The organism is Enterococcus sp. LJL90, from assembly GCF_056924355.1.
Genome location: NZ_JBXPBQ010000001.1, coordinates 344588 through 364427, shown reverse-complemented (window position 1 = coordinate 364427; position 19840 = coordinate 344588). Strand labels below are relative to the sequence as shown.

General features: G+C 41.0%; 22 protein-coding genes. 5 read left to right on the top strand and 17 right to left on the bottom strand.

What is annotated here, in order from left to right:
* Window positions 1–85 precede the first annotated feature (85 nt).
* The 3 genes from menA to pplA all read right to left on the bottom strand — a co-directional run bounded on the left by menA (window position 86) and on the right by pplA (window position 3402).
* Window positions 86–1042: a 1,4-dihydroxy-2-naphthoate polyprenyltransferase gene (menA, locus tag AC1Z3S_RS01690; protein ID WP_461738901.1), complete on the bottom strand. Its 957-nt coding sequence runs from the start codon at window positions 1040–1042 to the stop codon at window positions 86–88.
* A gap of 22 nt (window positions 1043–1064) precedes the next feature.
* Window positions 1065–2177 (bottom strand): FAD:protein FMN transferase, encoded by a 1113-nt coding sequence (locus AC1Z3S_RS01685; protein ID WP_461738900.1) that lies wholly within the window; start codon window positions 2175–2177, stop codon window positions 1065–1067.
* 289 nt (window positions 2178–2466) lie between these two features.
* Complete coding sequence (gene pplA / locus AC1Z3S_RS01680; RefSeq protein ID WP_461738899.1) at window positions 2467–3402, bottom strand: extracellular electron transfer flavoprotein PplA; 936 nt, start codon at window positions 3400–3402, stop codon at window positions 2467–2469.
* 462 nt (window positions 3403–3864) lie between these two features.
* Between pplA and AC1Z3S_RS01675 the strand changes: the two genes are divergently transcribed.
* From AC1Z3S_RS01675 to AC1Z3S_RS01655, 5 genes are all read left to right on the top strand, one after another.
* The gene (locus tag AC1Z3S_RS01675; protein WP_461738898.1) at window positions 3865–5835 is read left to right on the top strand and encodes an NAD(P)/FAD-dependent oxidoreductase; all 1971 of its coding nucleotides are present in this window, start codon (window positions 3865–3867) and stop codon (window positions 5833–5835) included.
* 109 nt (window positions 5836–5944) lie between these two features.
* Entirely contained in the window at window positions 5945–6376 is a 432-nt protein-coding gene (locus AC1Z3S_RS01670; protein ID WP_461738897.1) for a NusG domain II-containing protein, read from the top strand.
* Between the two features lie 9 nt (window positions 6377–6385).
* Window positions 6386–6934: a Gx transporter family protein gene (locus tag AC1Z3S_RS01665; protein ID WP_461737158.1), complete on the top strand. Its 549-nt coding sequence runs from the start codon at window positions 6386–6388 to the stop codon at window positions 6932–6934.
* Window positions 6935–7087: 153 nt separating this feature from the next.
* Window positions 7088–8074, top strand: a complete 987-nt coding sequence (locus AC1Z3S_RS01660; protein ID WP_461738896.1) for a polyprenyl synthetase family protein — start codon at window positions 7088–7090, stop codon at window positions 8072–8074.
* A gap of 141 nt (window positions 8075–8215) precedes the next feature.
* On the top strand, window positions 8216–8707 hold the full coding sequence (locus AC1Z3S_RS01655) for a helix-turn-helix domain-containing protein (RefSeq protein WP_461738895.1): 492 nt from the start codon (window positions 8216–8218) through the stop codon (window positions 8705–8707).
* Window positions 8708–8923: 216 nt separating this feature from the next.
* Here AC1Z3S_RS01655 and AC1Z3S_RS01650 read toward each other — a convergent pair whose 3' ends face one another.
* The 14 genes from AC1Z3S_RS01650 to AC1Z3S_RS01585 form a co-directional block, all read right to left on the bottom strand.
* Window positions 8924–9592 carry a phosphatase PAP2 family protein gene (locus tag AC1Z3S_RS01650; RefSeq protein ID WP_461738894.1) on the bottom strand — a complete coding sequence of 223 codons (669 nt, stop codon included), beginning with the start codon at window positions 9590–9592 and terminating at the stop codon, window positions 8924–8926.
* Between the two features lie 192 nt (window positions 9593–9784).
* A complete protein-coding gene (locus tag AC1Z3S_RS01645; protein WP_461738893.1) occupies window positions 9785–10399 on the bottom strand; it encodes a helix-turn-helix domain-containing protein in 615 nt (204 codons plus the stop codon).
* Window positions 10400–10459: 60 nt separating this feature from the next.
* Window positions 10460–10810 (bottom strand): DUF3427 domain-containing protein, encoded by a 351-nt coding sequence (locus AC1Z3S_RS01640; RefSeq protein WP_461739413.1) that lies wholly within the window; start codon window positions 10808–10810, stop codon window positions 10460–10462.
* A 122-nt stretch (window positions 10811–10932) separates the two neighbouring features.
* Window positions 10933–11541: a response regulator gene (locus AC1Z3S_RS01635; RefSeq protein WP_461738892.1), complete on the bottom strand. Its 609-nt coding sequence runs from the start codon at window positions 11539–11541 to the stop codon at window positions 10933–10935.
* A gap of 84 nt (window positions 11542–11625) precedes the next feature.
* Window positions 11626–12792, bottom strand: coding sequence for a sensor histidine kinase (locus tag AC1Z3S_RS01630; RefSeq protein ID WP_461738891.1), 1167 nt, complete (start codon window positions 12790–12792; stop codon window positions 11626–11628).
* Complete coding sequence (locus tag AC1Z3S_RS01625; RefSeq protein WP_461738890.1) at window positions 12789–13550, bottom strand: ABC transporter permease; 762 nt, start codon at window positions 13548–13550, stop codon at window positions 12789–12791. Before AC1Z3S_RS01625 ends, AC1Z3S_RS01630 begins: the two co-directional genes overlap by 4 nt.
* On the bottom strand, window positions 13543–14439 hold the full coding sequence (locus AC1Z3S_RS01620) for an ABC transporter ATP-binding protein (protein WP_461738889.1): 897 nt from the start codon (window positions 14437–14439) through the stop codon (window positions 13543–13545). The genes AC1Z3S_RS01625 and AC1Z3S_RS01620 overlap by 8 nt, the downstream gene beginning before the upstream one ends.
* A 135-nt stretch (window positions 14440–14574) precedes the next feature.
* The gene (locus AC1Z3S_RS01615; protein WP_461738888.1) at window positions 14575–15615 is read right to left on the bottom strand and encodes a hypothetical protein; all 1041 of its coding nucleotides are present in this window, start codon (window positions 15613–15615) and stop codon (window positions 14575–14577) included.
* Window position 15616: 1 nt separating this feature from the next.
* Window positions 15617–15952, bottom strand: a complete 336-nt coding sequence (locus AC1Z3S_RS01610) for a PadR family transcriptional regulator (protein WP_461737170.1) — start codon at window positions 15950–15952, stop codon at window positions 15617–15619.
* 113 nt (window positions 15953–16065) lie between these two features.
* On the bottom strand, window positions 16066–16479 hold the full coding sequence (arr, locus tag AC1Z3S_RS01605; RefSeq protein WP_461738887.1) for an NAD(+)--rifampin ADP-ribosyltransferase: 414 nt from the start codon (window positions 16477–16479) through the stop codon (window positions 16066–16068).
* A 13-nt stretch (window positions 16480–16492) separates the two neighbouring features.
* Complete coding sequence (locus AC1Z3S_RS01600; protein WP_461738886.1) at window positions 16493–17050, bottom strand: GNAT family N-acetyltransferase; 558 nt, start codon at window positions 17048–17050, stop codon at window positions 16493–16495.
* Between the two features lie 96 nt (window positions 17051–17146).
* Complete coding sequence (locus tag AC1Z3S_RS01595; RefSeq protein ID WP_461738885.1) at window positions 17147–17854, bottom strand: ABC transporter ATP-binding protein; 708 nt, start codon at window positions 17852–17854, stop codon at window positions 17147–17149.
* 48 nt (window positions 17855–17902) lie between these two features.
* Window positions 17903–19285, bottom strand: coding sequence for an FtsX-like permease family protein (locus tag AC1Z3S_RS01590; RefSeq protein WP_461738884.1), 1383 nt, complete (start codon window positions 19283–19285; stop codon window positions 17903–17905).
* Between the two features lie 248 nt (window positions 19286–19533).
* Entirely contained in the window at window positions 19534–19728 is a 195-nt protein-coding gene (locus AC1Z3S_RS01585; RefSeq protein ID WP_461738883.1) for a hypothetical protein, read from the bottom strand.
* Between the last annotated feature and the right edge of the window lie 112 nt (window positions 19729–19840).

The window sequence follows — 19840 nt, the reverse complement described above, 5'->3', positions numbered from 1 at the left end:
AAAACAAAAAAAGATACAATCCATTTCTTTCTTCTGACAAGGGAAGTCGCTGAAAATGAATTGTATCTTTTATTTGATTATTCGATTAATTAAACCAGTTCCATAAAGCGGTCAGAGCTAGTCCGATGACATAGCTGCTGTTAAAGAGCACCATATTTTTAATTGCGTAGCCAAAACTGCGAGGATGGGGCAGGACTTCTTTGTATTCCTGCAGATTTTTATAAATAATCGGCAAGGTCAAAAAGACCACCAACATCGGCCAAGAAAAGACTTTAAAAGGCAACCCAAGTAAAACTACGAGATAGCAGCTATACATTAAAGCTTGAAATAAAACTTTCCCCACTGGCCGACCAATGTAATAGACCAAAGTATAGCGATGATTTTCAATATCCGTATCTAAATCCCGTAAATTATTCGCTAGCATAATATTGGCAATGGTGAAAATCATCGGAAGCGATGCCCACACTAGCGCAACAACCGACCAGATATTTCCCGTCAAAGCAAACGTCCCCGCTTGTAAATCCACCGCCAAGAAAAATGGCTGAAGGCTATAAGTGTTGATATAAACCACCATCGAAAAAATGCCTAAGCCCATCGTCACGCCGCTGAAGATTTCACCTAATGGCATTCTCGATAAGGGAATTGGTCCATAGGTATAAAAAATACCGATAAAACAACACACGCCACCAAGAGCCAATAGCAGCCAGCCAGTTTGACAAGCTAAATAAACACCAATGACAGCAGCAAAGGCCAGCATGCCTAAAATCATATTGCGAACTAATTTAGGATTGACTTGCTCTCTGCCAATCACATTTTGTTCAAATTTGTATTGCTGGGAATGGGCTTTTTGAAAGTCCATATAATTATTGATGGCAGTCGTCATCATATCAAAGACAATCATACCGATAAAGAAAATAATTGTGTTCAACCAATTGACTTGCCCAAAGTAGCTTAAGGAAAAGAAGACTCCCGCTAAAAACGGAAAAATACTGGCTACTTTTGTGCGAATCTCTACAACCTCTAAAAAAACCGACACACTCATACAGGCACTCCTTTTTGTAAAATTATTCCAGTTCGCTGCGATCACCCATCACATAACCAGAATCCTCAGATAAAACAAATTGGTCCTCAATATCTGAAGTGACATAAACTTTATCTTCCTTGGTAACAAAGATGGCACTTGTCCCATCATCTAAACCTTCCACATAGTCCAAGCCATCTTTAACCCCCATTGAAAAGACCGCTGTCGACAGACCATCGCCATCGATGGAATTATCAGTAATGATGGTCACTCCTGCGATATCATTGTCAAAGGGATAGCCGGTATCTTTATCAAATAAATGGGAATAGGTCACGCCATCCACTTCTAAATAGCGTTCATAAATTCCAGATGTCACCAATGATTTATCAGTTTCTGGAATCGTACCTAACACAGTGCCACGGGATTGATTGGGATCTTGAATTCCCACAGTCCAAGGCTGATCTTCGCCTCTAGGACTATGACCAAGAACATAGACATTCCCGCCTAAATCGACGATGGCCGTTGTCACATCATTGTCTTTTAATACTTTAACGACTTCATCAGTAATATAACCTTTAGCAATGGCACCTAAGTCAATAATCATTCCTGGATCTTCTAAGTACACGGAATGATCCTCGTCATTTAAAATGACTTTGGTATAATCGACTAATGGTAAAGCCGCATCAATTTCTTCTTGAGCAGGTTTGCGGGCATCGTCAAAACCAATGCGCCACAGCTGTGTGATGGCGCCAATTGCTAAATCAAAACCGCCTTCTGAATCCTCGCTGTACTCATAAGCTTTTTTAATCAAGGAATAGACGTCTTCTGAAACCACCACCGGTTGAATGCCGGCATTGGCATTGATCTCATCCACCTCAGAGCCTTCTTCATTAATCGTGATTTCGTCTCCCAGCTCCCTCACTCGCGCAAAAGCTTCGTCTAAAACAGATTCTTTGCCGTCATCGTAAATCCGGATTTGCACGTAGGTTCCTAAAAGAAACTGCTCATCTGAATAAGGATCAGAATTAATGCTATTGGAGCTAGTCGTACTGCTGCTCTCTTGGGTGCTGCTATCTGAGCTGCAGGCACCAACGACACCGACTACGCCCAATAATAAAATCGCTAAAAGCCACTTCTGTTTGAAAAATTTCTGCATTTTACTTGCCCTCTCTATCCTAACAGACCGATTTTTTCGGTCAGAAAAAAGTTTCTTAGTCTTTTATATACCTCTCTGTGTCATTTGTCACTAAAAATAATAATTCCATGAAAATTTTTTTAGAAGGATTTCGCTTTTCAGTAATTGTTTTTCAAAGCTGCTGTCTAGCGTCAAACACAGCCGATTCCTTCTCAGTATTTATAGAGAGAAACTAAAAAAACGGCATAAAAGAAAGGCGAAAATCAAGAGTGATTTTCGCCTCAAAGGTTTCAAAATAAGAAACTAAAGATTATTCAGTGACAATGTTGTCAATTTCAATCTTAGTAGTGTCGCCTTTTTCAGCGGCATTGATTAATTGTTCAGCATACATGATGAAGCTATGAGTGCTGTGAGTTGCTCCAGTTACTACATCAACATCAGCAGCCGTGCCATCTTCTTCAGCCATGGCAGCAACTAAAGCTTCATTTAATGCAGGAATAAATTCTGATGGATCAGTACCAGAAATTTCTTTCATTTGGGTGTTGTAATCTTCATCGTCAGCTTTTGATTCGCCAGCTTCGTTGATGTTGTCATAATTTGATTCAGTCACAACGCCACCTGCTACAGTAATTGAGAAGACTGTGCGGTATCCATTATAATAGTTTAATTCTTCTAATTCGTAAGTGCCGTCTGTTAAGTCAGCGCCATTGTTGATTTCAATTGTTTCAGTATTGCCAGCTTGTGCTGCTTGAATCAATTGTTGTGCGTAGTTTTGGAAGCTTTCACTTGAATGTGTCGCACCAGTTACGACTTCAACATCCCCAGCACTTTGAGTTGCTACTAAAGATTCGTTTAACGCTGGAATAAATTCTGATGGATCTGAACCAGCAGCTTCCTTCATTTGGGTATTATATTCTTCATCATCGGCTTTTGATTCGCCAGCTTCATTGACGTTGTCATAGTTTGACTCAGTAATTTTGCCGTCCACAACTGTAATAGAGAAAACAGTTCTGTAGCCATTTGAATAATTTTGTTCTTCTAAATTGTACGTACCGTCTTCTAAAGGTGCACCGGCAACGATTGTTGCGCTGCTTTCAGTTGTTGCGCTTGAAGCAGTTGTGCTGCTTTCGGTTGTTGCACTAGAGCTGCTAGTTCCAGTTGAACTATCATCTGAACCACATGCTCCTAAGATTAATGTTGAGAATGCTAATACTGCGACCCCTGTTACAAACTTGCTTGCTTTCATCTTTCTTCCACCTTATCTTTCTTCAAAATTATCTCTCTAATTAACAAAAATAACATTGTGATACAATATACATTGTAGTGAAATCAAAAAGGAAGTCAATCGTTTTCATTGTTTTCTCATAAAGAAATTACACAAATCCAATAATTCACATTTATCAATGGCTTTTTTCAATTTCCCGTTCCCTCGGCTGATACATCAGCCTTTCCTCCTTGAATAAATCAGAAAAACTCTGTGAAATCTCCTTTAAACAGAATGCTAAAATTAGTTGCTGCTTTTAGCAAAAAGGCTCCAGTTGGTCGTGACCGCTTTCTCAGAAAATGACAATGGCTATTTTATGAGAATTACCAAAAAAAATAATTAAAACGGTAAAAGAGGTTAGACAAATCAGCTAAACCTCTCTATAATGAGAGTTGTTTGTGTATTTATTATCTAATTTATTTTTTATACTAAGGAGCGATTTCAATGGCAAATCAAAAAATTGTCGTTGTCGGTGCGGGTTATGCTGGAGTTTCAGCTACGAAATTTTTAGCTAAGAAACTTAAAAAGAACGATGTCGATATTACTTTAATCGATCGTCATTCGTATCACACTATGATGACAGAACTACACGAAGTGGCTGGTGGCCGGGTGGAACCTTCCGCTATCCAGTATGACTTACAACATTTATTCTCTCGCAAGAAAAATGTTCAATTGGTAACAGACACCGTTACTGGAATTGACAAAGAGAATAAAGTCGTTACAACTAAAGAAGGCTCTTATGCTTTTGATCACTTGATCTTAGGTATGGGTGGGGAACCAAATGATTTTGGAACACCCGGTGTTAAAGAACACGGCTTTACTTTATGGTCTTTTGAAGACTCATTAAAGATTCGCGAACACATCGAAACAATTGTTGCTAAAGCAGCCATCGAACCTGATGCAGAATTACGCAAAGCAATGTTAACCTTTGTGGTCTGTGGTTCCGGCTTTACCGGAATTGAAATGGTCGGGGAATTAATCGACTGGAAAGAGCGTTTAGCAAAAGATTACAAGCTTGACCCTTCAGAAATCAGCTTAGCAGTTGTCGAAGCAATGCCAACTATCTTGAACATGTTGACCAGAAACGATGCTGCCAAAGCAGAACGTTACTTGGAAAAGAAAAACGTTAAAGTGTTGAAAAACTCACCAATCGTTGAAGTATCTGCTGACCATATCAAATTAAAAGATGGCACTGAAATGCCAACTCATACATTAATTTGGACAGCCGGCGTAAAAGCAACTTCTGATGCCGCTGACTTTGGTTTAGAAGCAGCTCGTGGCCAACGTTTAGTTGCCAATGAATACATGCAAGCTAAAGGTTATGAAGATAAAAATATCTACATCATCGGTGACCAAGTGTTCTACGAAGAATTTCCAAACACACCAACACCACAAATCGTGCAGGCAGCTGAACAAACAGGTCACACTGCAGCAGCCAGCATTGTTGCTGATATTAAAGGCGGCGAAAAACATAAATTCAAAGGAAACTACCAAGGCTTCATGGTTTCCATCGGTTCTAAATGGGGGGTTGCTAACCTCTTTAACATGATTCACTTAAGCGGCTTTATGGCAATCGTCATGAAACACATCGTCAACTTGAAATACTTCTTTGATATTCGTTCAGGCTACTTGATGTTCCAATACATCATGCATGAATTCTTCCATATTAAAGATGACCGCAATGTAACCCGCGGACATTCATCTCGTTATGGTAATGTTTTATGGAGTGTACCTTTACGGGTCTTCTACGGATTTGTTTGGTTAGTTGAATCTATGAAAAAAGTTGTCGGTGACGGCTCTTACTTCAAACCAAGTACTTGGTTTGGCGAAGGTTCTTGGTTCACTGGTTCAAGTGTCTTCCCTTGGGCTTGGAGCTATCCAGTTCCCGGTGCAGAAGTAACATCAGCTGCTTCTGGTGCGGCTGATGCTGCAACGGCTGCCTCTGGTGCTGCCGATGTCGCAACTGCCGCTTCTGGTGCTGCTAGCACAGCAACTGATGTTGTTGCCAGCGTTCCACATTTTGGTTTGAGCTACGCTTATGGCGAAGAACCAATGGCTGTTTTCGATGCAGCACCTAACTGGTTTAACAACTTGATGGGTTGGATAATGCCTAACTATGATGTGGCAATGTTCTTCCAAAAATTCATGGTCTTCTTTGAAATTGCCCTAGCTCTTGCTTTAATTGCTGGTTTGTTCACTTGGTTGGCTAATGCGACAACGATTGTTTTAGTCATCACCTTCTGTCTGTCAGGGATGTTCTATTGGGTAAACATCTGGTTCATTCCAGTTGCCTTTGCCTTGATGAACGGTTCCGGTCGTGCGGTTGGGTTAGACCGTTGGGTAATTCCATGGTTGCAACGGACCCTTGGAAAATGGTGGTACGGCAGTGAAAAAGCCCGCTACGGCGAGTCCTAAGCACCACTCAAAAAAATAATGAAAAAGTCCTGGGAAGCTTATCGTTTCCTAGGACTTTCTTTTAGGGTTATGTTAAAATGAAGCCTGACAAATTAGAAGGGGTGGTATTTTGAAATTTAAAGAATTCGCCCGCAAAAGTTTCCTCAAACCTTGGGACCTGATTATTATTTTCTTCTTGTTTTTATTATCTTTTACGCCCATTGTCATTTTTGGCTACCAACAAAACCAATTAGCGCAACAGGCAGATGCTATCAATTATCAAGCTGTCTTAAAAGTCGATGGCGTTGAGATTCGCAGCTTCGACTTGACCGCTGACCAAGCCTCTTATACATATACTTACGAAGATGAAGACGGCGATTATAATATTATCGAAATTGATGGTGAACGGGTGCGGATTTCTGAGGCGAACTGCGGCGATCAGATTTGTGTCCGGCAAGGCTGGATTTCCAAAGCCGGTCAGTCAGTCGTCTGTCTGCCCCATCGTCTAGTTTTAGAAATTCAAGCATCAGATGGGAGTGAAGACGGCGCTTTGATTTACTAGCGCCTGATTATGAATAAACTGCAAAAAACAATCTATATCTCCCTCTTAGTTGCACAAGGCGTTGTGATTGGCCTGATTGAAAACATGATTCCCTATCCCTTTGCCTTTGCCCCCGGTGCTAAATTGGGACTGGCTAACTTAATTACGATTATTTCGATTTTTACTTTACGCAAACGAGACAGCTTCACTTTAGTCTGCATGCGCTTAATCTTGACCACGCTGCTAGGTGGAACTCTTTCTACTTTTCTTTACAGTATGAGTGGCGCCATCCTCAGCTATTTTGGAATGCTGTTGATGAAATCACTCGGACCTAAACGGGTCAGTATTATCGGGATTAGTGCCACCGGCGGCTTTCTCCACAATGTCGGCCAATTAGTCACAGCCTCCTTTATCGCCCAGTCGTGGCCGGTGATGATGTATCTGCCGGTTCTATCCTTTTTGGGAATTCTCTCCGGCATTGCGATTGGCATTGCCGCCAATTATCTATTACGGCACGTGCGCACGATTCGCCAATTCCAAAAAGATCAGGAACGCAGAACTAAACAAGTCTGGAATTAATTATTTGTAAGACAGCCACTAGACTGACTAGCAGAACATTAGCTTTTCTATTTTATGAAAATTCTTAGCCAGCCTGACTTTCCCACGGGAGAACTTTAAAGCGACCGGACTGAGAGTCCAAAAATTATTACGTATTATACAAGGAGTAACCTTATGAAACTTCACAGCATGTGGCAGACCTATCCCGAACTGGCCAAAGAACTGAAAATGACCTCAAAGTTGATGGAAAGCTCGGTTAATTTAAAAAATAAACCGGTTGAAGAAGCGATTTTGGCGATGATTCATTCCGGTGGCAAGATGCTGCGCCCTGCTTATCAGCTATTGTTTTCCCAGTTTGGTCCAGAGCGAGATCACAAAAAAGCCACTGCTTTGGCTGCCTCAATTGAAATGCTGCATACCGCCACTTTGATTCACGATGATATCGTTGACCGCTCTAGCATGCGCCGCGGTGTCACAACAATCAACGCCAGCTTTGGTAACGAAGTGGCCGTCTACGCCGGCGATTATTTATTTGTCCTCTGTTTTAAATTATTATCCGATTACGCCGGTTCTCTGCGGAGCCTACAGCTTAACTCCCGCAGCATGGAAAAAATCCTCGGCGGTGAATTAGGTCAGATGGACAGCCGCTATCACTATGAAATAGGTGTTGAACAATATTTAGAAAACATCTCTGGAAAAACCGCTGAACTCTTTCAACTGAGCTGCTTTGTCGGAGCCTACGAAAGCGGCAATAAAGAGACCTTTGCTAAAAAAAGCGGCGAAATCGGTTTAGCCATCGGCATGGCCTTCCAAATTATTGACGACATTTTAGATTATAGTCAATCTGCCACTGACATCGGTAAACCCGTCTTAGAAGATGTGCGCCAAGGGGTTTATTCTTTACCTCTGTTGATTGCCTTTGAAAAAAATCCGGCAGCCTTCAAGCCGCTTTTAAATAAAAAAGCGGAGATGACTGACCAAGATGCCCAAGAAATTTTCCAATTGGTGCAGCAATATGACGGCGTTGCCGGCGCTCAGGTATACGCTGAGCAATACACCAATCAAGCAATTGCCAAGATAAAAAAATTGCCCGCCAACCAATACAATACTCGGGAAAATCTAGAAACGATTACCAAAACTATTTTGACTCGAGAAAATTAAATGGTGCAACCTCTGCATGGTAGTGATTTACTGCTATGTGGAGGTTTTTTATTTTAGAATGCGGTCATAGCAAGGTGTCAAATCACGCTTGCTAGCCAAGCCAGATAAAATCGGCTAAACTTTCCTTAAGGAGGTGCAATTATGTTCGCTGAAATTTTTAAAAAACATCGCTTAGAATTAGGTCTGACTCAACAACAGGCGGCTGATCAATTTCATGTAACTCGTCAAACGATTTCCAATTGGGAAAATGGTCATAATTTTCCAGACACTACAACACTGCTGAAAATCAGTGATGTCTTTGAGATTTCTTTAGATTATTTATTAAAGGGTGATCAAGCTTTGTTGAAGACTATTCAGCAACGGGAACAAAACTATTCCTTAAGTCAAATTCGTCTGCGCTTTGGTTTTATCGGTAGTTTTTTGTACAACCGATTTTCTCAAAAATCTTGGTGGCAAAAACCCGGTTATATCGGTGTTTTATTTGCCGCTGCCTTTCTTATCCTTTATGGTATTCCTTTTTTTATCCTCTTCAAATTTATTTCGACAGTCTCTAACCTATTATTGTTAGTTGCTGTTATACTAAGCATTCTCTATGGTTGGTGGGCCAATGATTATTTTGGAAAAAGACTATAGAAAATTTTTGCCTGTGACATTAGTTTATTCAAGCGAAATTTCCGAATTGAGCAATAATGGTATGTAATACTCACTGGTGGATTGTATAGTTGTACTCTGAACTTGCTGGATTGCAAAATACAGATTCTTTTTATCTCCTGAATTTACTAGGTCAAAAAGATAGACACCAGATATCTCGGAATTTCAGCTGTTAATCAGACGAATGCACAGGCTTTTTTATTTTGCCTGCTGCCACCGATAGATTATTTTAACCAGCCAACAATAGAAATAAACTAAAGCGACACTCAACAAAATCCCACCGATAATATCCGTCAACCAATGGACACCTGAGAGCAGCCGGCCCACCACAGTCAGTCCACTGATAAGGATAAAAAAGACAATCAGAATTTTCTTTAAAGTTGGCTGCAAGCTCGTCTTTTTCAACTGGCAAATACTGGTCAATAAAATTGTCAGCAGCAGCATTGTGTGACTGGAGGGATAAGAAGCCTCCAGCAGGCCATCGATTAAAATCGGCCGATAGTTTATAATCAGGACTTCAAAGAAAAGATACCAGAAGATGGTCACCAGATAAACTATGCCCATCGCTAAAATTTCTGCATCAACTTGCCATAAACTCCTACGACGGATTAATTGAAGTAAGCCGCCCACGCCATACACGAGTGCCACTAACAACGCCACCACTCCAAACAAATCTGTCAACAAATACCACGTCTCATTCCTACCCAAAATTTCAAAAACCTTTTGATTCAGGTCGGCAAAGCCAACTTTTGAACCCTCTGGTCCGATACTTTTGACATCGATGAACTTAAGGGACAGTGTGAATAGCCCAAAAATCATGAAAGAAAGTAAGGTTTTTCTTAGCTCATTTTTTTGTTTGTGCAACATATAAATTCTCCAATCTATTTGATTTGCGATACCCTTTGAAGGTAGCAAGCAAGTCATTTTTTTTGAAGAATCTATCCGTCACATTAGTGTGACTTATCGTGTCAGCCTTGTTCTACCAAGGCTGGTGCCTTTTTGAAGCAAAAAAAGCATCTGAACAATTGCTTAACTGTTCAGATGCAGAAGGTGCTTTTTTTATTGATTTTTCAAAGGCTTTATCATTAAGACAATTTTTATCATTAGAAATAAAAAGAGTAGCGTCGTCGGATAAGGTTGCCGAGTGGCGATGAAAATTAAGACACAACCGGCTGCGATAAAAATAGATGCTAAGCGCAGCTGCTGCCAACTTTTGCTGCTGGAAAATCTGACGGCTAAGAGCTCGCAAATCCCGATGATAGCCATGACTAGTGGAATCGCAAAATAAATCACCCATGTTACGTCGCTGACATCTGGTTTGGCAAACAGACTGACGGTGCGGACCATATCCTCGTCTTGGCGAATATACAACGGTAGAAACAAAAACGTCAAGACCAAAATATCCAAGCTCCCGTAGACAAGCGTGGTGAGTCGATTTAAGTTTGACCGATTCTCCTCCTGAGCTAAATCCAGTAGCTCTTCGTTAGATAATAAATCATCCAGTGAAACGCCAAATAACTTAGACAGGCTTTTCAGTGAATCAATATTAGGATAGCCTTTGCCGTTTTCCCATTTTGAAACGGCCGTGCGGGAGACCAGAACTTTGCTGGCTAATTGCTCTTGTGTCCAGCCCTGTGCTTTGCGCAAGTGCTGCAGTTTTTCATTAAATTCCATTGTTGTGCTCCTGGGTAGTGTTCGTTCAATATTAGCAGTTTAGCTTCTCTATATTTACTGTCAATTTAAATATTTGAACAGACGGTTTTCAATGGGGTCTAAAAAACGTAAGTCCATTTCCACCACGCTTTTTTTAGTCCCATCACTAATCGGTTTTTGTAACTCTTTGATGGTTTCTTGAAGTGGTTTGACTTCGCCTAGATAATAAAAATCGGTTCCTTCATCGTCAGATTTTTTTACAAAGACCCGAACGTTCCAGTCTGCCGCCTGCTGCAAAATTTTTACTTCTGGGGAAGTGATTTTTCTGGGGGACTTCGTAAACCAGCGCATGGTGGACTCATCAATAAATTCATCTTCATAAGCCATCAGTGCGCCTTTAAAATCCTCCCCCTTCATTAAGGTGACGAAGATAACAAATTCACCATCTTATATATCTCCTCAATATCAAAATAGTAGCTGCTAGATAAGTATACCCTTTGTCCTAATGAAATTGTATTCACGGACTGGTTAGTTTTTATAAATTTTAAAAACCCCTACCCCAGCCAGCCATTCGCCATCGCCACATTAATGGCTTCAATCCGCGATTTAGTTGCGGTTTTGCTGAGGATGGAGGAAATATAATTGCGGACTGTGCCTTCAGAAAGAAAGACTTGCTGGGCGATTTGGGTGGTGTTGGCTCCCGTTTGGATGATTTGTAGAATCTCCATTTCTCTTTTGGTGAGAGGATTTTTTTCGGCTTTGAGGACACTTCTGACTAGCTCCGGAGAAAAAATAGTATCGCCTGCTAACACTCGATTGACGCTTTGAATTAAAACTTCACTGGGGCTGTCCTTCAATAAATAGGCATTGACCTCACTAGATAAGGCCTGTTGAAAATAACTTTCTTTGGCAAATGTTGTTAAAATGACAATCTTGATTGGGCGTTTGAGGATTCTTAATTGAGCGGCTATTTCTAGGCCGGTCATGTCAGGCATTTCAATATCGAGAATGGCGACATCTGGTGCTAACTGCAGAATTTCCTGTAGGGCAGCCGCTCCCGTCAGGCTGCTGCCGATAACTTCAAAATTGTCTTCTAAATTTAAAATAGTTTTTAAAGCGGTATTGAGCATTTCTTGGTCTTCTGCTAGATATATGGTTGTCATTGATTTCCCTCCAAAGCCTGATTGTCTACAAAAATAGCTGCAGTTTATCTAAAAAAATTTATCTCGAAAAATTTTGCGCTGGAGCTAACTCGAAACATCTTGATTGTCTTTTTTGATTTTTCCATCAGCGGACACTTCTGATAGCTTCGGTAAGCTGAGAATCAGCTGGGTACCCTGACTAGTCTCACCATCAATCTGAAGCTCGCCCCCGACTGATTCCACACGATTGGTCATCCCCTGCAAACCAAAGGACCCTGCCCGTACTGTTTTAAAACCAACGCCATTGTCAGTAATCTGCAGCTGATATTCCCGTTGACTTTCGTTAAAAGTTATCTCGGCAAAACTGGCTTGACTATGGCGGATAATATTGGTGATGGCTTCTTTAATAATTGCTGAACAAACATCCTGCACTGCCAGCGGCCAATTTTCTGCCAGCTCCTCCCTCTGAGTAAAGAGGGTTGTTTCTGTCACCTGCAGATTTTTTTCTTCTTCGATTAAAGTTTTGGCAATACTGCGCTCCTGTAAATTTTCCACAATGGTGCGGACCATTGTCAGATTGTTGCGAGAAGTAGTAGCAATCTCCTGTAATTCCTGAGCCACTAGCTCTGGCTTTTTCTCTAGTAACTTTAAGGCCACTTCACTTTTCATCGTAATAATCGAAAAGACCTGTCCGAGATTGTCATGTAAATCCCGGGCAATCCGTTCTCTTTCTCCTTGGCGAATAATCGCCTCTAAGCGCTGATTGGTTTGATGCAGGCGATAATTTTTACGATTGCTTTCATTCACCGAGCGGGCGATAATCGGTGAACTGATAGCAAACAGCAGGGCAATTAAAGTATTATACAGCGCTGCTTTATTGACCTCATTTAAATACAAAAAACCTAGCAGCAAACTGATGGCACACGCCAGATAATATCCTTTTAAAAATTGATAGTACCTACTCTTTTGAATCGGTAGGGAGCCGATTTCCCAGGCAGTAAAGACAAACAAATAGCCATTACTCAGAAAAATCCCAAAAATTAGGGCAATGATTAATTGTAGAACAATTGCGATATTTAATTTTTCTGTCACCTCGTAACCATCCCGATAGGCTTTTAAAAAGACCAGTAGCAGGACTGCCAAAAACCACTTAGCCGGGCGGTCAAGTGGTAGTAGCTGAATAACAGTTGGAATTAAAAACGTCAGGATAAAATATGGCATCAGACCAAAGCGCTGAGGAAATAAAATATGCTGTTGGAAAAATTTTTTCATATCGTTTGCAGCTCCTTGGCTTTCCGATAATATAATGTGACGCCAATTCCCGCCAGACCAATCACACTCCAAGCCAATAGCCCCCAGAGATTGCTCCAATCAAAAGGCTCTTGATGGATGAAGCCGCTGATTAATTGACTGCTGAAATAAGTCGGCAGTTTTTCACCAATCGTCCTTAGCCAGTCTGGCATTATGGAGAGGGGCCACCAAAGCCCGCTGGCAATCGCCATTGGAAAAACGATTAAATTGCTTAATAAATTGACCACATTGCTCGTTCCCATTAATGATATCATAATTCCTAAAAAAATTAAGGGGATGGCGGTCAGCGGCACGGCAAGCAGTAAAATCAACCAAGTCGTTAGAGAAAGGGCCACCTGATTTACTAAAATCCCCACGATTCCTAGCGCAACCACCCCTAACATATTTAAAGACCAAAAGACTAACATCATGGAAGCATAATAACGCCATCTGGGAATCGGGCTCAGCTCAATAAATAAATCAAAGGAGTCCTCTTGGTCATTCAAAAGCGTGCTGGAGACCGTCAAAACTGAACTTAAGAGCGAGCTATAGAGCACCATGCTGACTAAATAATCAGCATTCCAAGTTTTTAGCATTTCCTGAGGCATACCACTGGTCATCACCTTGGTAAATAATAAATAAAAACCAATCGGCAGTGCTAAATTAAAGAGAAAAAAGCGCAGATTGCGAAAGACAATCCGTTTGAAATTGATTGCCACTTGATAGAAAAAATTAGCCATGAATAGCGCCTCCTTCATTGATTGTCGTAAATAAAGATTCCAAAGAATTCTGCTGGATGCTTAAATTTTCAATCCCCGATAAGTAGGGTGTCAGCTGCAGCATTAGCTGATTGACATTATTGGTTGTTAACCGGTAAAAAGCGCCGGTTGTGTGCATTTCAGAAACTTCTGGGAGGCTTTGGAAAATTTTAGGTGACAGCTGCGAATGGAAACTAATCTCCGCTGCTGCTGTTTGTCGCCGCAGCTGTTCCAAACTGCCGTTAAAAATTATTTCCGCCTCTTTTAAAATCAAAATTCTCTCAGCAAAGTTTTCCAGCTCTGCTAAATAATGACTCGTCACAAAAAAAGTTTTCCCCTGCTGTCTTAATTCTTCAATCAAGCGCCAAAGTTTCTGACGGCTACCGCTGTCCATGCCGGCTGTCGGTTCATCTAAAAATAAAATATCGGGATTTCCCGCTAACGCTACGGCAAATGACAATCGGCGTTTTTGACCACCGGATAGCTTAGCGACAAATTGTTGCTCATCGCCTTGCAAATCGGCAATTGCTAGCAATTCTTGGTAAGGCAATGGTGCTTGATAATAACTTCTCGCTAAATTCAGTGTCTCTTTCACCGTCACCCGGGCAAGCTGCATATTTTTTTGCAGCATCACACCGACACGTTGTCTATTTACTTTTTGATTGGCTTTACCGTCAAAAAAAGTTACCTGACCTTCATCTGCAGGAATTAATTGATTGATGATATTAATCAAAGTCGACTTGCCGGCGCCATTGTTGCCCACTAAAGCGACAATCTCACCAGCCTGCAAGGTAAAAGAAATATGATTTAAAACCGGTTGCTGACGATAAGTTTTACAAATATTTTTAATGGTTAAGATTGGTGTCTTCATTGTGTTGCCCCCTTTAATAACTCAAGCTTAAACCTTTTGCCGGTAGTCCAGTAGTCATGGCTGTCACAACTTGACTATGACAAGTGTCATAAAAAAGCCTGCCTAAAAATCTAGGCAGGCTGATACTTATTGTATTTACGCTTCAACGCCAAAGGAAAAATTCTTTTCGACTTGACGCTGCTTGTTATAACGATAGAGAGAGATGCCAATTGAAATTGCAGTGGCCACAAGACAAATTGTGGCAATCCCACTGAAAATTGGTGCTGGCAAACCTTGGCCGTTGCTGTTTTCATTGAAGAAACGTAACAAATCGCCATCCGCCCAATCCCGTGTTGCTAGAAACTGACTGATTTCTGTTGAAAAAATCAATTTTTGACTGCAAATCCAAATGAAACCTAAGCCGCTAACTAACGATGAAATAATGCTGCTGATAGTCACCAGACTTGTCCAGCGGCGATAACGCAGCTTACAGACAATCGCAAACACTTCAACTAAACAGCACAGAATAATTACCATCACAGCAAAGTCGGCAAAGCTCTGTTCAAAAACAGGTACGACAACGCGAGTGTTTGTTTGAATAAAAGTGAAGCTGGTAAAGTTAGCAAATAGTAAAAAGCCGATTATACCAATTTGAATGACCAATTCGGCAATTGTATCCCCTAGAGGAATTTTTTTAGCAACCGGTGTTTTGATTAAGCTATCAACTTGCCAGTCATCTTTTTTAGGCTTCAACATACCAGTCCGTTCTATGATGACAAAGCCGATAGTCGTCCAAACCAAACCTTGTAATGCCAAAGAAATTCCCGAACCGATGGCCTCTGAAAGCACCTCAGTAAAAACAGCGATGCTCATGCCTTCAATAACTTGTTCAAAATACGTGACGATACCGCCGATGATTGCGCCGACTGCCGCCGTTAGCGGAATAATTATTTTTAAGGTCCGCAGATAGTCATCATAGACAGCTGGCCCAATTAGATAGCGGGGATGCTGCCGATATTTTTCCGCTAATTTGCGGGGATTGCCCATCTCCATTAAGACTGATTTAATTTCTTCCTCCGTCGCATCATCTGGCAACATGTCCATAATGTTGCTGTACAATTCTTTTTTGACTTCTGCCTGTTCCCCATCAGGCAGGTAGCCGATAACTTGATTAATATAGGCTTCAACCCAATTCATTTTACTCATCCTCTCCTTGAATCCTTTGTAAACTGACCGACATTTTTTTTGACTCCACTAATAATTCCCGAAAAATTTCTTCCCCCAATGAACTAATCTGATAATACTTACGGGGGCGGCTCTCAGTTGTATCCCACGTGCTAGATAGTAATTCCTGTTTTTCTAATCTCCGCAACAAAGGATAAAGCGTGTTGGCTTCAATGGCGACACCTACATCCTGTAAAACCTCTAACAATTCATATCCATAATGGGGCTGATACAAAGATGCTAGCACCAACAAAGTTAAATTGCCCCGCCGCATTTCCGTGATAAAAGATTGCGATAATGATTTTTCCATCGAATCACCTCATAAATTTATTATAGTGTGTGACGCACAATATTGCAAGAATAAAAATATTTTTTTGAATAAAATACAAAAAAATTCCTGTAGCAAAAGCTACAGGAAAATTATTAATCAATGATTTCAGCTCGACCTTCTGCTTTCAATTGAGCGAGGCCTGCTTGCATTTTCGCAATCATTTCTTCGGGATGACGCTCCCACGTCGCAAATTCCGCCACAACCTTTAGCGGCTCTTTTGACCGATAAGAACGGGTCGGATTGCCGGGAAACTTTTTATCAGTGACATTCGGATCATTTTCAAAGGAGCCTTGTGGTTCGACTAAATAAATTCGTTCCTTGCCCGTACCTTGAGCTAACTCTGCTCCCCATTTGGCAGCTTCCAGTGTCGCTGTAAAATAAATATAATTGGAGATGCGCTGAGCCTCATAATTGGATTCATGGCGGGGCACCAATAAATCTCCCAAGGCGAGTTCAGCCTTGGTTCCGTGAAAAAAAGGTCCGCGATCTAAAACTGATTCTGTCATTTTACTGCTACTCCTATGCTTGAAATTCTGAACGCAATAATTCATATTCGTTCATATCACGAAATTCTCCATACATGATGATGTCTTCTCGATGACAGCCGACTAAACTGAAGCCGGCTTTTTGTGCCACTAAATTACTGCCAACATTTTCCTTATCCGCAAAAATAATCAATTTATTTAAAGCTAACGTGTCAAAGCTAAATTCACAAATCTTTTTGACCGCATCTGTCATAATCTTGCGTTTCGTATACTCTCCAGAAAGCCAATAACCGATTTCAGCTTTTTTATTCAAGCTGTCGATTTTGTGCAAATCAATCGTACCGATAATTTTCGACCCCTCCGTGATGATAAACAGACGATCCGTGCCATTAGCCGTACCGGTCAGCTTCATTTTAAGAAAATCCGTTTGATTTTCTGGACCGGTGACCGTCTCGACAAAATTTAAGAAGGTGCCCAAATGTGCTTTCTGAGCATCAACTAGTTGATACAATTCTTCAGCCATTGAAAATTCTGGTGCTACTAAAAATAAATTCTCGCTTTCCCGTAAAGGCATTGAAAGATAACCCTTCATAACTATTCCTCCAACAATTATTTTTCTCAACAGTATACCATGATTAGCTAATTAGCTGGCTATAGAAATTATGAAAGTCAGAAAAAATTGCGTCGCCTAAAATACCAACGTCTCCAAACTCGGCGCCTCCACCATTCGCAGCATCTGCCCGTCCTTCATAACCAGCGCCCGTGAAGATTGAGCAGCTAATTCTAAATCGTGGGTGACCATAACGACAGTCTTACCTTGGGCAACTAATTCCTGCAGTAACGCCATCACCAACTTTCGGGAATGGGTGTCTAGGGCACTGGTGGGTTCATCTAAGAATAAAATATCTGGATCTGCTAAAATTGTCCGACCAATCGCTACCTTCTGCTGCTCGCCACCGGACAAGGCGTCGATGGACTGATGTAGTTCGGCATGCAATTCTAAACGAGCAGCCAATTCCTCGACGGCTTGTTTTTTAACTTTGCGTCTGTTGAGCGTGCCTGGCAAAACTAGATTATCATAAGCCGATAACGAGGGAATCAACTGAAAATCTTGGAAGATAAAACCAATTTCTTTGCGGCGGAATTTTGCTAATTTGGTTGGGTTCCATTGGTAAGGTGATTTGCCATTTATTAAAACTTCGCCATTGGTCGGCGGTAATAAACTGGAAATACAATATAGCAAGGTTGTTTTTCCTGAACCTGAGGGACCCACGATTGAAATAAACTCGCCGGCTTTTACCTCAAAAGAGATATCCACCAACACCTGTAATAAATTCCCTTTAGCCAGCTCTATTTCCTTTGCTAAATTACTAATCTCAATAACTGTCTGATGCATCATAATCGCTCCTTTTCTACTGAAAATATAAATTTATCTTTTCCTGCTCTAAGCTGTTTTCAGGTAGGCCTTAGTTGATTTTTTTTCGATAAAATTTAAAAAGACCAGGCAAATAAAAAACAGTAGGAAGACACCAAGGATAATCAATATATTAAAACTCCAATCGGCCTTAAAAATTTCGCTGCCTCCCAAAGCGGCTACCCGCAGTAATGGAATTGAAAATAAGAACGTACCCAAAAAGGTTATCAAAATCGAAATTCCAGCGGCCAGTCCAATTTCTATGACTTTCAAATTAAAAATCCATTGGGGCGTACAGCCAGAGAAAAAGTAGCGACCCGCCTGATCTTTCGTTTTGATTTTAAACAGACAAGTCGAGGTAATAATATTGGCCAAGCTGATAATAATTGGGGCACCGAAGAGAAAAATCAAACTAATCAATAAATCAGAGAGGTTGGTGCTATTGTTGCCACCATCAATCAGCAGTTTAGTGTTAAGAAATAGAGCGATAAAGTTGCCCACCAGTAAAATAATCACAACTAGCGGCCGACTTAATTTAATCAGGCCCTCTTCGTTGTATTTCAAATTGCAAAAGGCTGAGCGAATTGTCGGTGTCTGGCTGATTGATGGCCAGTTAACAACTCTTTTGACAATCCCTTTAAACAGCGGCCCCATCAAAAAATTCATTCCGACGATTAGCGCCAACCAGATCAGCAACAATAAACTCATTGAGTCATTCATACTGCTGTTATATTCCAATGTATTATTGGGATTAGGCGCTTCTTTAATCAGCAATAGTACTGTCACCACAAGACTCGTCAAAATTCCTAGCAGACCGATAAAAGCGCCTTTGAATCTTTTTCTGTTTGAAGATTTATAGGCAGATAAACCACCCTTTTGTTGGCGATAATTTTTAAGGCAGTAACGCATGCTGATAAAAATAATCAGCCCCACTTGAATAAGCGACGCAAGCAACACGGCTTGGCCCGAAAATTCCAAGGGCAGATTGGCCAGCCCTTGACTAGTCGGCCCCTCCGGTAAAATTGCTAAGAAAATCTGAGCCGCTGGTAGAGAAAATAAACTACCGGCAACCGCTCCCATTATACCCACCACTAATAATTGTCCCGTCATCAAACTGCTCAGCTGCCATGGTGATGCCCCTAAAAGCAACAAAATATCATTGCTCTCATCAAATAAATCAATACATTGCTTCATGGCATTGTTTGTCAAAATCGCTAAAACAACCCCGCCAATGATTAGCGGCATCTGTAAAAACACCCCATAATCCACTGCCGAGCTCGTACCAGTCTGATTGATTGCCGCCAAAATTGTCAGTGAGGTGCTAAAAATTAATCCCGAAACCAGAAAAATCGGCAGAATTGCCCCCCACACCTGCCAATTTTTAAGAAATTGCTTGCTTATCAACTTCACCATTTCAATCCCTCCATCTGTTTCTTGCTACTTCAAAATTACCACGGAAAAACAACGGCAACAATTGGACTTTAGTCTGGCGGAAAGCTAGGACTTAGGGGAATGAAGACATGCTTGTTGCGTTTATTTTTAGTCTCTGTGTGGGACTTTTTTAAGAAGAAATTGGTTAAGCTAAAAAATGATTGATTGAGTTGCTGCTGTATCTCCTTCACAAAAAAATCAGCGAATGTTTCCACCCGCTGATTTCAAAATTATTTTTGATTTAAATCCTTGAACAAGGATTTTAACGCCAAAACTGTCAGTAAAGATGCTAAGAGGACAATCAGCACTATCCCACCAAAGAAGAGGATTGTCCCCCGTGTTTCCTTACTCATAGCGAAAGAAAATAGCAGTAAAAAAATTATTACTATAACAAATCCAACAATTCCTTTTTTTAAATTCTTCATAGTTCAGCCTCCCAAATCATTTCAGTTTGTTGCTAAGAATAGTTTAGCCAGCCTGACTTGAAACAACTAGCAATCATCTGATGCACTAGCGCAATACTTGATTGCGATAGCT